Raw genomic sequence first — 15949 nt, 5'->3', positions numbered from 1 at the left:
TCTATCTAAATATAATACCTAATTCATAGAAACGGACTTGGTTTCTATTTTATCCTCGCGCGCTTTAGCAGCCTCCATCCATTTAGGCAATAAATTTTCTTTAAAAGCTTCCTTCTCAGCTTCTAGTTTCTCTATATCCAAGCCAATATACTTCTGTGCTTTTTCTTTTGAAGAAATGTCCGGCATCTCTACTGGCTTATTATGGCCTAAATCTGCCAACAAACGTGCCAGCTTAACTCTTGCTTCTGCAGCAATATCCAAACCTCCACCAATTACTCTTCCGATTTCTACCGGCGAGTGGAAAGATGCTCCGTGAGATGCCGCAGAATAATCCCAACGCCATTGTCCGTGACGAATATCTTGTAAAATTGGTTTCATTTGTTCATCGGTAGCTCCCAACTCCCAAGCTTTACCCGCTTCTACGTGTGCCTTAACCAATAAATCTTCTAGTTTTATACGGTTTTCCGTTGCCTTACGCTGACGCTCGTAAACATTTTCCATTAACTTGGTCGACTCTTCTCTGTGACATGCTTGGCAAGCATTGGCCATATTATTTAAAGGAGATTGTACGTGGTGGTCTGTAAACTTCTGTCCACCTTCACTCTTATACGGCATGTGGCAATCTGCACATGAAACTCCCCTATCTGCGTGTACTCCCGTTTTAAAAGTTTCGTATCCAGGATGTTGCGCTTTTAACATTGGCGTCTTACTGATCTTATGTGTCCAATCTGCAAATGCTATATCATCATAATACTTCTCCATATCCTCAACAGCCATACCATCTTTCCAAGGGAAAACTAAATAAGGTACGCCTTCTTTGCCCGGTAAGTTCTTATTGAAATAGTATTCAACGTGACATTGAGCACAAACCAACGAACGCATTTCTTGGTGCGTAGCTTGGTTAATATCTTTACCCATAGCATCAAAAGCTTCTACCAATGCTGGACGTGTAATCTTAAGTTTCATGTTCCCCGGATCATGACAATCTGCACAACCAATAGGGTTTACAATCTCTTCTCCTTTATCTGCCCATTTACCTTTATAAAACTCGGCTACGCCTATCTCACTCATTACCCTTGGTACATCGGGACCTTTACAAGTCCAACATGTTGCTGGCATTGGTCCATCTCCCTCTCCTTTAGGACCTCCCGTTCTCAGACTATTCCTGATATCTTCAATTGCATATGAATGTCCTCTACCTTGATTGTAGTCTTTGGAGAAACCATACCCGGCAAAAAGAACTACTAATCTTGGGTCTTCTTCCAATACATCACGCATGGCAGAACCTCCTTGAAAACTAGCAAATGTAGTATCTGCCGTCTGTAACCAAGATTGATATTCTTGAGGATAATTCTCTCCCCAAACTTTACTCCTAGGTTCGTTCTCACCAATATCTACCTTTGGCACATACTCGTATTTTGCTTCGCTCTTTCTGTTAATTATACTAGAAGCTAATAGTCCTAATAAAAAAACAGCAATAATCGTTACTACAAATAAGACCTTGTTTTTCATACTCCTCGTCGTTATTTATTCTTTTCTTTTTCTAACCAAGCAGGTATTACAGCTTCTTCTTGATCGGTTGGTAATGGTGCTATATTGTATCGTAATGTAGAAATACCTTGTACTTTTCCATGTGGAATTTCCCTATGACAGCTCCAACATTGTCTATCCGTTCTATTCTCGGCATGGTTATCTATCCAACCGTCATATTTTGTTTGAGTAACTTGTTGCATATGGCAACGTATGCAGTTTGCCTGTACCACTTTCTGAGAGGCTTCTTGCATTTTTATTACGTCTGGCTCTGCTCTTAACGTAAATATCGTTGCATGATACAAGCCATCTTTTGCCTTGAAGAAATACTTATTTACTACGTTATCATGAGGTACGTGGCAATCGTTGCAATTGGCCCACTCTCTGTGTGAACTATGCATCCAACCATTATAAACAGGAGTCATTACATGGCAATTAACACATGCTTCTGGATTATCCGACAGGTAAGAAACAACCTCTCCTTCTTTAGCCAAAAACAAACCAATACCAATAAATACAGCAATGAGAAATACAGCCGTAGTTCTCCATCCAGAATTTTTATTGGGTAGTATGTTAGGGGTTTCCTTCAATTTTGGCGGTTAATTAGAAACACGAAAATAGTTAAAAAATACTTTATACATGCCTGATTTACAGTATTTCTTAACAAAAAATTAAGTTAAAAAAATTTCGACTATTTTATGATTAATATCATATTTTTTACTGTTAAAAAATCAGAAAACACCTACTGATAATAAAACCCAAATTGCACACTATGCTCAAAAAAAGAAATATCTTGCATGGTATGGGAATATTTGACTTTAGAGATCCGAGCAAAAGAAAAAAAAAGAGTGATACGGTTACTATAGAATGTAATGCTAAGGAGATACTCCTTAATAATACGCTCATTAGTTTCCCTACTAATTACACAGTTCTAAAAAGTATATTAGGAGAGGCGTCACGTATTGAGCCTATTAAACAAACAAAAAATAACGTGTATTTATGGGATGAACTTGGCATTTATTGTTCTACGCCAGACCCTGAAAAAATGTTGATGCTTCTTTTGGTTGAAGACAACAGATACGGCCTAGGCCACCAACCCTTGGCAAATTTTACCGGAGACGTTACTATAGACGGTAAGCCTATGCAAGAAACCATTCAGAACGTAGATACGGACAGACCTTATATGATACGATCTATTATTAAGGAAAAAAAACAAGTAGCCATTGCACTTGGGTGGAATCCGGGTGTTTAGACCTTATCTCTTACAGATGATAAATGTCATGTTTATTGAGGTTTAAATAGTGAATCTTTGTTGCCAAATGTAATAAATCAACTATTATGACCATACAAAGACTTCAGATAGGTATTCTTTTTTTACTTATTTTCAACTTTATTCCAATAACAGCGCAAACGCTGGAAGTAGATGCAGATGTAAGAGCTCGCTTTGAATATCGCCACGGCTTTAACAACCTTTTCCCTAATGATGCGGATCCCGCTGCATTCGTAAACCAACGTACCCGTCTTAATATTGGGTATTCCGCCGAAAAATTAAAACTATTTATTGCCGTACAAGATGTGAGTACTTGGGGAGACACGCGGCAAATATTAGCAATAGACGGTAATGACTCTTTTTCTTTATTTCAAGCTTGGGCAGAATTACAATTCAATGAAAACTGGTCTACAAAAGTAGGTAGGCAAGTTATATCCTATGATGACCAACGTATTTTTGGAGGTCTGGATTGGGCAATGCAAGGTCGCTTTCATGATGCAGCTATCATTAGCTATAAGAAGGATGACTTTATGCTTGACCTAGGTGGAGCGTTTAGCCAAGAAGTACCAAGTAATGAAGGAACTGCATATAACATTCAAGGTTTTTTTACTTATAAATCCATGCAATATGCGTACCTCAAAAAATCTTGGGAGAAAAGTTCTGTGAGCTTTCTTTTTCTAAATACAGGTTTTCAAGATTTTACAGGTGATGCCAATGACATTGCAGACGGCGTTTCCTATAGACAGACTACGGGTTCATACTTTAAATTTCCCGTACAAAAAGTAAATTTTGCCGGTAGTGCCTATTATCAATTTGGGAAAGCGAATGCTACCACAGATTTAGCAGCTTATCAATTGGCTTTAGAGGCTACTTATAAATCTAATAAAATTCTTTACGGATTAGGTGTTGAACTTTTAAGCGGAACTGATCAAGACGGTGACTCCAAAAACAAATCGTTCTTTCCTCTATACGGCACCAATCACAAGTTTAATGGATTTATGGATTATTTTTATGTTGGCAACCATGCTAACAACGTTGGACTTAATGATGTGTACGGAAAAGTTGTTTTTACCACAGGAGAAAAATCCAACCTATTGTTAAAAGGGCATTATTTTAGCGCCAATGCAGAACTTACCGGAGATTCAGATGCTTATTTAGGAACGGAATTAGATTTGGTTTATACGCAAGCCTTAATGAAGAATGTAAAACTAAATGTAGGCTATTCACATATGTTTGCTTCGGACAGTATGAGTCTTATAAAAGGTGGCAGACCAAGTGATAATACAAACAACTGGGGATGGGTTCAACTAACAATCAACCCTAATCTTTTTAAGACAAATTTGAGTAAAGCAGCAAATTAAGCATACAACTACCTCAACATAGTAAAGCTGCAATCCAAAAGATTGCAGCTTTTTTTATCCGCCTATAGCGATCATACTACGGTTGTTATGCGAATCTGGATTCTTAAATTTCTCTAGACTATCCATACCGCTACGTACTTTTTTCTTAGCACCAACTGCTTTCTCAATTACCGTAGTTATAGATTTCCCTTCACGAAGAGGTGTAAGTAAATCGGATTCCGTGGTTGAGAATAAGCAATTCTTAAGTTGCCCGTTTGCTGTTAAGCGCACTCTATTACAACTATCGCAAAACGGATTGGTAACAGAGCTTATGATAGCAAAAGTACCCGTATAGCCTTTTATTTGATAATTCTTGGCTGTATCATTAGGTGCATCGTTCAACCTTACAAAACTGCTTGCTTCATAATGGTCATATACTCGTTTTAGTATGTCTTCTAGCGATACCAATTTTTCTAAATCCCATTTATTACCATCAAAAGGCATAAACTCAATAAAACGAATCTGCAACGCCTGCGTCTTGGTAAGCTCTATAAAATCGATAATCTCGTTTTCATTAAAACCTTTAATTAAAACACAATTTATTTTCACTTCAAAACCTTCCTTTACCAACAACTGGATATTGTCATAAACCCTTTTAAAGTAATCCCTACGGGTTATAAATGTATTTTTTTCCGTATTTAGAGAATCTAGGCTCACATTAATTTTCTTAAGACCTATTTTCTTAAAGGTATCAATGAACTTATCTACGATAACACCGTTGGTGGTTATTGCCAATTCTATAGGCAGTGAAGCCAATTTCTCCATAATCAACGCAGCATCTTTTCGCACCAAGGGCTCGCCACCTGTAAGTCGTATTTTGGTGACTCCGTGGTCCACAAACTCTTTTGCTATGGCATAAATTTCCTCATACGTCATAATGTGGGATTTTGGAGAAAGCGGAATACCCGCTGCGGGCATGCAATACGTACAGCGTAAATTACAACGCTCCGTAAGTGAGATACGCAAGTAGGTATGCTTTCTACCAAATGTGTCCGTGAGTATATTATTGTTTGTAATATCTACCATGCAGCTAGCTATTTACTTTCCATTGCGAAGATGCATCCTCAAAAATTTCCTTACCAAAAACAGGCACATCGGCTTTAATAGCCTCCACCACATATTCCAATGCCTTAAAAACCTCTTTTCTTCTTGGGGAAGACACAAAGACAAATAAGCATATCTCTCCGGATTTCACCTCCCCCAAACTATGGTAGATATGCATACAGGAAAGATTGAATTTTTTAAAAGTCGCCTCCCTTATCTCATGGAATTGTTTATTTGCCATGTCCTCATAAGCGGTATACTCAATTGCAGCAACTTTTTTATCCTCAACCACATCTGCCCGTACTTGGCCTAGAAAAATATTATGCGCGCCAATAGTTGTTTTAGATTGATGTTTGGCAATAGACTCTCCTATAAATTCCGAAGAAATTGCTCCTTGTTTAAAGACGTTTTTATAAGTAGTGTTCATTTTCTAATCCTATTTTGCTCTGATTATTGTCTTGTTCTGCTTTCTTAAATTCCGTTTAGGGTTTCAAATTCTTGATCTAAGAATTCCCAACATTTTTTATTGATTCTGTCAAAAGCGGTTATTAAGCTTTTCCCATAAGGGGTAATTACCGTTCCTCCCCCCTTTTGCCCACCAACCGAAGTAGTTACTACGGCCTCTTTTCCTGATTTATTTACCGCATCTACTAGCGTCCACGCTTTTTTATAGGACATACCAATTGTTTTTGCAGCTTTCGATAGGGAACCCTGAGCTTCAATTTCTTTTAGCAATCGCACCCTACCTTCACCCACTAATACATTATCCCCTACTTCTATCCAAATCCTACTTTTAATTTTATAATCGCTCATAATGGCTGTTCTATTTAAAGGGTAGTAGTATGGTTTTTACAATCTGGCCTTTTTTGATTTCCGTAGAGTTTACAGGCAAACAAACCAAGGCGTTTGCATCTCCAAAAGCACGTACCATAGCAGAACCCTGCCCTCCTAAAATAGTTACTCCCGCAGCTTCTATTCTTGCTTTTAAAAATTGTGCCTGAGTTCCTTTTACCGAATAATCAGATAACAAAGGTAATGAGATACTGGGCAGGCTTGTATGCTCTGCGCCTTCATATTTTTTTAAAAGTGGATACACATAGATGTAAAAACAACTAAGCGCAGCTGCAGGATTTCCGGGTAGCCCAAATATGGATGCACCTTCTTTTTTTCCAAAGTACAAAGGTTTTCCTGGCTTTTGTTTCACTTTATAAAATACCTGTTCTACGCCAATTTCATCAAATGCTTTTCCAACAAAATCATAATCACCAACAGATACACCACCTGTTACAATAACCAAATCATGTTTTCCTATGGTATCGTTTAGAACTTTTTTTGTTTTACCATAATCGTCCTTAATAGTTATAACAGAGGTATTCTGGTAACCTAGTTCATTTAGTACAGCGGTTAGCATGGCACCATTGGATTCGTATATCTCACCATAAGACAATTTAGTTCCAGCACTTTTAAGTTCATTACCTGTAACTATGATAGCAATGGACGGCTTTTTACAAACCGTGATTTTTGTAACTCCTAAACTGGCCAAAAAACCTATATGAACTCCCTTAATTGTTGTTCCTTTATTTATGGCAACACCACCTAATTTTATCTGCTCTCCTTGGGGTCTGATATTCGTATTCTCTTTTAGCGGTTCTTCTATGGTTATTTTAGTACCCTCAACGGTTACTTTTTCTTGCATCACAACCGTATTTGCCGTAATGGGCACGGGAGCCCCCGTAAAAATCCGTACCGCTTTGCCTTTCTGCAAAGTGGGATTGTTGTTGTCACCTGCTTTTACTTCACCTACAAGGGTATACGTAGCATCATCTCCCATATGTAAAGCATAACCATCCATAGCAGACTGTCTAAATGGTGGCATATCTATTTCTGAAATTACATCCTGGGCCAGCACATAATCCAATCCATCTTTAAGGTCTACCTCAAGTACATTCGTGTTAACGGAACCATGCAACAAAACTAACTCTAACGCTGTAGTGGTGTCAATCATTAGCCTTTTGTTCTTTGTGTCATAGATGTGGGCCATTCGCTTCTATTCTCCAATGATATTAATTTTTTCTATAAGAAACGATGAATATACGAAATCGTTATTTCCATTCAAACATAACGGATACTTTGTTATTGCTTGTTTGACCATTATTTTCTTTTTACCATATTTACTACCCTATATTTACTGATTTTTTAATCATGATGATACTAATTTTAATAGTGCTCTCATGTAAATAATCCACATCGTATGCAATCAAAAACCGATTAGACGGCCCTGTTGAAAAAGGAAAAATTTGATCAGTGAGAGGTTTTATTTGATGTACGAATCGTGATATGGGCCATGGGCCTTTACATTTACCTTTCTTGCAAAAACTACTGTTAATATTAAACTGGGAGAATTAAAATTGCTTTAGATTAGTAGTATATATAAAATAGAAATAAACGTACCTAAGTACGCTTATATAATTGTTAGCAATAATTGAATTCCGTAAATAACAAACCTCAGAAAATCGAATAAGTATTTTTAAAAAATATTAGATAAAGTTAAATATGAAAATTAAAAAAATAATCGGACTAATTATTATGATATTAATTTATAATAATTGCATGTCACAAAACAAAGAATATATAGTAACATTTGATAATGACACAATTTATGGTAAAGTAAAGAGAAGAACAGATCTTGGAGGACCTAAACTTACCCAGTTTCATTATAAGTTTAAAGAGGACAATAAAAAGTATAGACCTATCAAGCCAAGTGAAGTTAAGTTTTTTCACACTATTGATGGCGTTGATGGAGACGCATTTTTTGTATCTAGAGATAAGCACTTTTTTTTAGAGAGAATCGTTGACGGTGAAATTAGGTTATTTAAATCTGTTGTAAGTTTAGCAAATGAAAAACCTTCATATTATTATATTAAGAATAACTCCATTCTTAGGTCGACAAGTATAGGTACTTCAAGGAAAAAATCTCATGGACAAATCCGAACATTATTGGAAGATAAGCCAAAAATTCTTCAAGAGTTTGAAACTTTAAAAGGAAGTTTAGATAACATAAAGTATATTATTGAAAAATATAATAATGCTAAAAATTAAAACTATTGCTAACACAACCTCTAAACAATATAGGCTTGGCTGCTTAATTTATAAACCCGGAATATCAATAAACACCGCCAAAACTTTTGGATTTGGCATTGAATAAAAAAAGAAAAAGCAAAACAAAAAGGTTTGGCTAAGTCCCAAAAGGAAAGTAAACGCTAATTTGCTCCCGTACTGTTCATAGCTAAACCGTTGTGCAACATATTCACCATGAGAAGTTTTCTGATTATTTCACTTATCGTTTTATTTCACGGTTGTCGAGAAAAATCGACAAAGAATTTTGAAGATTATAATGAAGAGGACTTTGTTGAAGTGCAAGGACTTATTATAAAAGTCGAAAAAGAATTTGCCTATCAAAACAGAAAAGTGGACGTAACATATATTTACGATTTAGAAAAGGATAACCCATCCATTGGCCATGAAAAGGATTCTCCATTTATTCCTATGGTTGGAGAACCTAGAGCTATTATGTTGCATAAATATGAGGATAATGTTTCCTTTTTAGGTATAAACACTTATGTAGAAGATGAAAACGATTTAATAAAAAAATACTTGGAAAAGAGCGACAGATTTGGAGTTGAATATTACGGAGTTGACCAAAACGCACTGGATTAATAAGACCGAGATAAGTAAGGAAAAAATAAAATACTTTGCACAACAAAACCTATAAATTATATGGGTTTCGGGCTTAATCGCAGGGTTTGTGTATATTTATAATGTCGCTAAATCTTATGAATTTAGCTTTGTACAAACAAAAAATAAAACTAAACAATAAGCTTTAGCTTCCTGCAAAGACGGAAACGAAAAGTTTCCTTATTACCGCACCAAGCTTAGCCCGACAGTTATCTTTAACGTTGAAAAAAGATTTCAGGAAGGTCAAAATTCAGAATTAAAATCCTTAAAAAATTGGGTTGTAACAAAAAACAGAGGGAATATCCAATCCGCGCGCAACTAGCATGCTTATGGGCTTCCTACTCGGACGAAACTACAGTTTTTAGAGTTTTTTGAATACCTTTAGAAGATAGTTGTGCATAAGAACCAAGCAAAAAATAAAGTAAAATGAAAAATACGATTTTCTTCCTCTTAATTTTATTCTCTATACCTGTATTTTCACAAGATGCTGAATATAATGTTGCCTCCTACCTTAATGAAGGTAAGAAAGCGCCAAACACTCATTATATCGGAGAGGCTTGGTTAAATGCCATTATCCACGATGACCAAGAATTGGGTTATAATATTACCAAAGCAACCTTCAAAGCCAACTCAACTTTGGATTGGCATAAACACGATTCTGCACAAGTCTTAATAATCGTAGAAGGAAAAGGGTATTATCAAGAGAGAGGAAACGAGCCAATAATTCTGAAAGAAGGAGATATAATAAAATGTGATAAAGATATCGAACATTGGCATTCATCGACCAAGAGCAATGATGTAACGTATTTGGCTTTATATGGTGGAGGACAACCAACTACTTGGACTGAAGTACTAACGCAGGAATATTATGACGAGGTAGCGGAAAAGCTAAAAAGCAATTGATAATCATCAAGATTATTTGTTCAGACACCTAACAGACAAATGCAAAAACACCAAAGATCATGCCTATGATAAATGCGGACTTATGGCTTTTAAGCCAAGGTCTGTGCTTGTTTATAAGGGCCCGGATTTTTTTGTGATTTTGCTTAGCGTGTAGCTGCAAAAACTAAGGAAATCTACGAAGCACTGATCATAACCTGACCATTGTCGGTCATTTAGAAAACCTACATGAAAATAAAACCATTCAAACTCGAAAGGTATTATACCTTACACGAACATAGTGCTAAATATTCGTTGTGCAATTCTGATTGTGAAGCAATGACAATAGCCGATTTACTTTCATTAGAAAATGGAGCAAAAGAAGCGTTTAACAACACATGGTTGGGTTATACCCATACGCAAGGTAGTCCAGAATTAAGACGAGATATTACTACAATTTACAGCAAAATAACGGCAGAGGATGTCATTGTTTGTACTGGGGCACAAGAACCAATTTTCTTGTTTTCCCATGCTATGCTAAACTCAGACGATGAAGTTATAGTGCAAACACCTTGCTACCAATCTTTAAAGTCAGTACCAGAAAGTATAGGGTGCAAGGTGTTGAGTTGGCATGTACGTTACGAAAAAAACGTCCCTTGTTTTGATATTGAAGCGTTAAAAAAAATGATAACCAACAAAACCAAAGTTATTTATTTAAATGCGCCACATAACCCTACTGGGTTTCTTTTTACAAAAGAAGAACAACAAGCAATTATAGAACTCGCAAGAATTAACAATATCATCATTTTTTGCGATGAAGTTTACAGAGAATTAGAACACAATCCTTCATTTGCAATTCCTGCTTTTGCAGATGCTTATGAAAATGGTGTTTCTATAGGTGTATTGTCTAAAGCATATGGTTTACCTGGTTTAAGAATAGGCTGGCTAGCAACAAAAAACCAATCCATTTTAGAAAAAGTAGCTATTCTTAAAGAGTATACAACCATTTGTAATGCTGGACCAAGTGAATTTTTAGCAGGTGTTGCATTACGAAACAGGCATGCTATTTTAGATAAAAATCTAAAAATAATACAAGATAATCTTCCGCTTTATGATATCTTTTTTACAAAATACGCAGACTTGTTTTCTTGGTATAAACCAAATGCCGGACCAATAGCTTTTGTAAAAATGCATTTTGATACCAATGACATGGATTTTGCCGAACAAGTGCTTAAAGAAAAGAGTGTATTAATACTTCCTAGTGGTGTGTATGATTTTAACGGCTATTTTAGAATAGGTTTTGGTAGACAAAAAACACCAGAAGCATTAGAACAATTTGAATCTTTTGTTTTAGAAAATTTAATGGGCAAATGATAAATATAACCTACGAACAAATAAACGATCTATTGAAAATAGAGGATTTATTTGAACCAGTAAAACAGGCATTTATTGATTATAACCCATCATCGCTTATTGGGATTCCCGTAAGTTTACTCCACTTTCCCAATAATGCGGATACACATATAAAGACAGCTGCTATAAAAGGATATGATTACTTTTCTATAAAAGTAGTTTCCATGTTCCCTGACAATGCAATGCAAAACCTATCTCCTTTTAGTGGCGCTATTTTTCTGTTTGATGCTAAAACAGGTTTTCCTACTGCCATTTTAAACGATAAAGGCATTATTACAGATTTAAGAACTGCAGCGGCAGGTGCTTTAATTACCGATTTTGTAGCTTCAAAATCTTCAACATCGGTTGCTATTATTGGTACTGGTATACAAGCATACCATCAAGTATTTGCTTTGGCGAAACTAAGACGGATCAATACACTTGCCATTTATGGCCGTAGCAAGGAAAAAGCACATTCATTAAAAGAAAAACTGACTCATTCTTTTCCTGACTTGAAAGTAGACTTAGTTGACAGCGTAGAGAAAGCAGTAAAAGAATCTGAAATAATCATTACCACTACGTCAAGTAAAACACCTCTTGTAAAGGGTAAATGGCTACAAAAAGGACAACACATAACTGCAGTTGGTTCTGATGATGTTTATAAAAATGAAATGGATAGCGATTGTTTTCATGTTGCCGATAGTATTTTCATTGATAGTCTTGAACTAAATAAAAAATATGGGGAATATGCTCATGCAATAAAATCTTCACCACATCTAATTGATAAAACTATCGAGTTTGGTGCTGCCTTTAAGAATATAGCATTCAAAAATGCTAGGGATAAAATTACAGTAGCAAAACTTGTTGGGGTAGGAATCCAAGATTTGGCCGCAGCAACTTCGATAATAGACAAAATTAAATTTGACTCTGAACATTCTTAAATAAAACGAACCGACAACACAGTATATAATTTATTGCTACAAATCGCTAAACCAAAGCTAAGTGTTTATTAAAATAAGTTAACTATTACCTCTAAAATTAATACATTTAAACATGCAACAAGCCATATACGCAACGTTGTGTAATTTGAAAAATGAAATTAATCGAACATAGACAAGTCATAAACGGAAATCCAGAAGCCTATGAAACAGATTTAAGATCTGACAGATTAGTTAAGTCTGTAATTAATCACATCAGACAAGATTTTTCTGAAGTACGATTTGACCAAAAGAAAAAAAGCCATTTTAAAAGAAATTCTTTGTCTGCTATTTGAAGCTCAAGAACACAGACCATTTTTTCATGTAGAAGGAACGGAACTTCCACTTTGTTGGAACAGACCTTCTGACTGGAACATCCGTTATATCAAGTATGAATGGGGTCATTTACTTTCTCAAAATCAAATGCCTGAAAAAAGTAGTTCTATTGAAAATATAGGACTTTATTCGGCTAGATGTAACCAGCATATCCAGAGCAGTATGAATATTCAAGAATTAATGGTTTATGGAGGCCTATTAGCTCAGAGAATTTCAAATGTTCTGACGAACAGGAGGATTTTATTTGCCTAAAAAAAATGGCAAGACCTAATAACTGAACTAAAAAAATAAGTGGCAAATCGTTGGGGCATACCAAAAGAAGTTGAAGCTTTTGTTAAGCAAAGAGATACGAGTTGTGTTTACTGCGGTCAGAAGTTTTTAGAACACTCTGAATCAAGAAAACAAAAGGCCTCTTGGGAGCATATCGTAAATGACATTAGAATAAATGGTATTGACAATATTTCACTTTGCTGTATGTCATGTAATGACAGTAAAGGAGCAAAACTGTTGGAAGATTGGCTCAAAAGTGATTATTGCAAACAAAATAATATTAATAGGAATTCTGTAGCTCAGGTTGTGAAAGCAGCAATAAAAAATCCACCGAAATTAAAATAACTACACACAACAAAAGTAACCGTTGCACAACTCCATAATCATTACAACAATGACCTCCATAACCGCTTTTTAAGGCGGTCTTGTTTTTTAATTATAGGAACAACCCATTACTTTTACAGGGCATGAAACCAATTTTTGAGCTTGTGAAGTCCGGTTTTTATAAAAACCGAAAAAACAGCCTTGCCTATCCTATTTCTCTGAGCATTTTTGTTTGAATTTCAGGTACATTTTTAGGTTATAGGCAATCGCCGAGAGGTGCATTATCTTGTTGACCTGTTCGAGCCCTATGGTGTTCACCTTCCTCGAATTCGAAAAACCCGTTAACATTCCAACAATGGGTAAGACAATTTTACTGTCAAATTACTTAATGTCTATTCTTCATCCCTTCTAGCCTGTGTAACGGCACTAAACGAGGGTAAGGTTTCTGTAATACTCCCAGCTCCTTTTTTATTCACTTTAAACATAACATCCTTTTTGGTAGTAAATAACAGGACGGACGAAAAGTGGCTTTTAAGATGTGATTTCAAAACAACCAAAGCCTCTGCTAATGTAAGTTCATCTTCCTCATCTTCTATTTCCCTTGATCTGTAACGCAACTTCAAAAGGACCTTAAAATCATCCTCGGAATAAATGGGTCTTAAAAAGATATTTTTCAAGTTTGGCTTTCCTATGGTCTTGGCCATAGTAAGCTTGGCAAAGCTACCTTCTTCAACACTTTCTTCTACCTGATTCCAGAAAAGAGCAAATACATCTTGATACGACATAAAATTAAATACCAATTAGGTGATTCTATAATGGCTCAAAAATAGGGCTAATTATTCAATTCATAGAAGCGTATTAACCGGTATCAATCCAAATATAAATACATGGCTGTAAATAAAATTTATATTGCAGTACTAAACACCACCCATAGAATTAACATGACAATTAAATTTTTTATCTGAATTCTAAAAATAAGACTTAAAATTCATACCTTTTCCTTTACTTCCCTCCTATCATCAATTACTGAATTGTCTTTTGATTTAATGGTTAAATACACCTATCAACAATGGCACAAGAAAATGGACAGGCAATTTTTTTAAAGTAGTTTGGGTGATTACATAAGATTTGCTCTTATTCCAACGTTATAGATTACGGATCAAAACGATGCTAAATCTTAGAACTTTTGGATTGACCGAACCAAAAATCTAGCGCTAACTATCATTTTTACAGATGTAATTATGGGAGCCAGCTCTAATATATTGAACATCAGAAAAATATCCCCCTATTTTGATTGCCTTTTTTAAGGCGAACATTATTCCCTTGGTTTTAGAATTGGCTGAGGGTATAGTAAAATTATAGTTTTTGAACAGATTTTAAGTACCATGAAAAAGATAATTGGAAACGCGAAAATATATTGCAAGGGACTTCTAACTAGAAGTCGCTGTAGCTCTTTGCCTTTTCATAACATTCAACATACAATGGACGTTTACGAACATGTCTTAAAAATAGGAATGTATGAGAATAGAGATCTTCAAGAGTTAGAATCCGTTTTACTAGCAGCCCTCTTTCATGATACCGGAAATGCCACCGTTTTTGCCGGTCATGAGAAGTATAGCGTTACAGAAGCCAGCAACTTTTTATTGGCTCAAAAGTGTCCTCCAGAGAAAATAGATTTAATAGTAAGCTGTATTAAAGCAACCCGAATGCCACAGCGGCCAAAGGGAATTTACGAAGAGATTATTTGTGATGCGGATCTATTTCACTTAGGTACGGAACAGTATCAATCCAAAAATAACCTTTTACGAAAAGAGTGGTCCAAATTCTTACATACGGTTTACTCAGATGCTGATTGGTATTCCATGAATATCGAGTTTATGGAAAAGCACCGATTTTTTACCAAATATGGAAAAGAAATATTGGAGCCCGTAAAACAGAAAAACTTGCAGCAGTTAAAACAATATAGAAAGCGGTTGTAAAATTTTCGCAAATTTATTGCTTGAATCGAATACCATAAAGATTGATGTAAATCTTTAGCTTCCTAAACCGGTAGGTTTAAACTCAAATCTATGTTGACTATGCTTATTCAACAGTAAAACTAAACACCTCTGAAGTAGATACATTGTTTGCTTCATCATGAGTTTCAACCATCCAATAATAAGAAGTTCCAGAAGTAACACTCATTTCAAAACTAGGAACCGCTTGCAGTCCTTTATTTTCTAATACTTCTTTGTCCGTTCCTATAAAAATTACATAATTTTTTATATCGTCATCAATGTCCGAAGCTTCCCACCGCAGGGTTATCTTTCCAGAAACAGCGGCCACTATTGAATTGTTTTCAGGAGCTATGACTTCCGCAGAAAAGGGCACATGACTTAGGATTCCTGGAGCAGCATTAAAGAATTCATAGGTTTCGCTTTTTGCCGTTTTCGTACTTGTTAAAGATTTTGATATGACATACCACTCATAGTTGGTACCTCTTTCCAAGCTGATTTCTTTAGTGGTATCGTCCACCTCAAAATTAGAAACCTCACTAGTTTCAACTTTAGTTAAAATAAGCTCGTAAGAATCAGTGTTTGCCGAAGCATTCCAAAGAAAGGCGACTTTACTTTTAGTCTTGCTCACAATTGTTCCTTCATTGCACTCAGTATGATTTTCAGGAAAAACCAATGAAGCCGAAACAGGTTCTTCCACCACATTTTGAGGAAGTAAATCTGACGGGTCCGAATTACAACCGCATAGCGCTCCTAATACTAAAATGACAAAAAGATTATTTTTGATATTCATAAGCG

The 15949-nt window shown here is 35.6% G+C and carries 18 protein-coding genes; 10 read left to right on the top strand and 8 right to left on the bottom strand.

Annotated features, from left to right (window positions below):
- Positions 1-18: 18 nt before the first annotated feature.
- Both nrfA and nrfH read right to left on the bottom strand, forming a co-directional pair.
- On the bottom strand, positions 19-1512 hold the full coding sequence (gene nrfA / locus KO521_RS03665; protein ID WP_215938530.1) for an ammonia-forming cytochrome c nitrite reductase: 1494 nt from the start codon (positions 1510-1512) through the stop codon (positions 19-21).
- A gap of 11 nt (positions 1513-1523) precedes the next feature.
- A complete protein-coding gene (gene nrfH, locus KO521_RS03660) occupies positions 1524-2120 on the bottom strand; it encodes a cytochrome c nitrite reductase small subunit (protein WP_155596024.1) in 597 nt (198 codons plus the stop codon).
- Positions 2121-2302: 182 nt separating this feature from the next.
- On the opposite strand from nrfH, the gene KO521_RS03655 reads away from it, so the two are divergent.
- Complete coding sequence (locus KO521_RS03655; protein ID WP_215938529.1) at positions 2303-2782, top strand: DUF7738 domain-containing protein; 480 nt, start codon at positions 2303-2305, stop codon at positions 2780-2782.
- Between the two features lie 86 nt (positions 2783-2868).
- Positions 2869-4161: an alginate export family protein gene (locus tag KO521_RS03650; protein ID WP_215938528.1), complete on the top strand. Its 1293-nt coding sequence runs from the start codon at positions 2869-2871 to the stop codon at positions 4159-4161.
- Positions 4162-4215: 54 nt separating this feature from the next.
- On the opposite strand, the gene moaA is transcribed toward KO521_RS03650, so the two are convergent.
- From moaA to KO521_RS03630, 4 genes are read right to left on the bottom strand one after another with little or no spacing between them, the layout of a single operon-like run.
- Entirely contained in the window at positions 4216-5226 is a 1011-nt protein-coding gene (moaA, locus tag KO521_RS03645) for a GTP 3',8-cyclase MoaA (protein WP_215938527.1), read from the bottom strand.
- 4 nt (positions 5227-5230) lie between these two features.
- Positions 5231-5671: a molybdenum cofactor biosynthesis protein MoaE gene (locus tag KO521_RS03640; RefSeq protein ID WP_215938526.1), complete on the bottom strand. Its 441-nt coding sequence runs from the start codon at positions 5669-5671 to the stop codon at positions 5231-5233.
- A 44-nt stretch (positions 5672-5715) separates the two neighbouring features.
- The gene (locus KO521_RS03635; protein ID WP_215938525.1) at positions 5716-6057 is read right to left on the bottom strand and encodes a winged helix-turn-helix domain-containing protein; all 342 of its coding nucleotides are present in this window, start codon (positions 6055-6057) and stop codon (positions 5716-5718) included.
- 10 nt (positions 6058-6067) lie between these two features.
- Positions 6068-7285 (bottom strand): molybdopterin molybdotransferase MoeA, encoded by a 1218-nt coding sequence (locus tag KO521_RS03630; protein WP_252729838.1) that lies wholly within the window; start codon positions 7283-7285, stop codon positions 6068-6070.
- Between the two features lie 512 nt (positions 7286-7797).
- Between KO521_RS03630 and KO521_RS03625 the strand changes: the two genes are divergently transcribed.
- The 7 genes from KO521_RS03625 to KO521_RS03595 all read left to right on the top strand — a co-directional run bounded on the left by KO521_RS03625 (position 7798) and on the right by KO521_RS03595 (position 13178).
- Positions 7798-8343, top strand: coding sequence for a hypothetical protein (locus tag KO521_RS03625; protein WP_215938524.1), 546 nt, complete (start codon positions 7798-7800; stop codon positions 8341-8343).
- 213 nt (positions 8344-8556) lie between these two features.
- A complete protein-coding gene (locus KO521_RS03620) occupies positions 8557-8961 on the top strand; it encodes a hypothetical protein (RefSeq protein WP_215938523.1) in 405 nt (134 codons plus the stop codon).
- Between the two features lie 444 nt (positions 8962-9405).
- Entirely contained in the window at positions 9406-9882 is a 477-nt protein-coding gene (locus KO521_RS03615; RefSeq protein WP_215938522.1) for a cupin domain-containing protein, read from the top strand.
- A gap of 225 nt (positions 9883-10107) precedes the next feature.
- Positions 10108-11232, top strand: a complete 1125-nt coding sequence (locus KO521_RS03610; protein WP_215938521.1) for an aminotransferase class I/II-fold pyridoxal phosphate-dependent enzyme — start codon at positions 10108-10110, stop codon at positions 11230-11232.
- On the top strand, positions 11229-12191 hold the full coding sequence (locus KO521_RS03605) for an ornithine cyclodeaminase family protein (RefSeq protein ID WP_215938520.1): 963 nt from the start codon (positions 11229-11231) through the stop codon (positions 12189-12191). Before KO521_RS03610 ends, KO521_RS03605 begins: the two co-directional genes overlap by 4 nt.
- Positions 12192-12470: 279 nt before the next feature.
- A complete protein-coding gene (locus KO521_RS03600; RefSeq protein ID WP_215938519.1) occupies positions 12471-12815 on the top strand; it encodes a hypothetical protein in 345 nt (114 codons plus the stop codon).
- A 39-nt stretch (positions 12816-12854) separates the two neighbouring features.
- Positions 12855-13178: an HNH endonuclease gene (locus KO521_RS03595; RefSeq protein WP_215938518.1), complete on the top strand. Its 324-nt coding sequence runs from the start codon at positions 12855-12857 to the stop codon at positions 13176-13178.
- A 371-nt stretch (positions 13179-13549) separates the two neighbouring features.
- Here the strand turns inward: KO521_RS03595 and KO521_RS03590 are convergent, their stop codons facing one another.
- Complete coding sequence (locus tag KO521_RS03590; RefSeq protein WP_215938517.1) at positions 13550-13942, bottom strand: hypothetical protein; 393 nt, start codon at positions 13940-13942, stop codon at positions 13550-13552.
- A gap of 600 nt (positions 13943-14542) precedes the next feature.
- On the opposite strand from KO521_RS03590, the gene KO521_RS03585 reads away from it, so the two are divergent.
- A complete protein-coding gene (locus tag KO521_RS03585) occupies positions 14543-15136 on the top strand; it encodes an HD domain-containing protein (protein WP_215938516.1) in 594 nt (197 codons plus the stop codon).
- A gap of 103 nt (positions 15137-15239) precedes the next feature.
- Here KO521_RS03585 and KO521_RS03580 read toward each other — a convergent pair whose 3' ends face one another.
- A complete protein-coding gene (locus tag KO521_RS03580) occupies positions 15240-15944 on the bottom strand; it encodes a hypothetical protein (protein ID WP_215938515.1) in 705 nt (234 codons plus the stop codon).
- Positions 15945-15949: the final 5 nt, after the last annotated feature.

The organism is Zobellia uliginosa, from assembly GCF_018860745.1.
Taxonomy (GTDB): Bacteria; Bacteroidota; Bacteroidia; order Flavobacteriales; family Flavobacteriaceae; genus Zobellia; species Zobellia uliginosa_B.
Note: the sequence above shows the minus strand (reverse complement) of the source record. Positions and strands in the feature narration are given on the sequence as shown.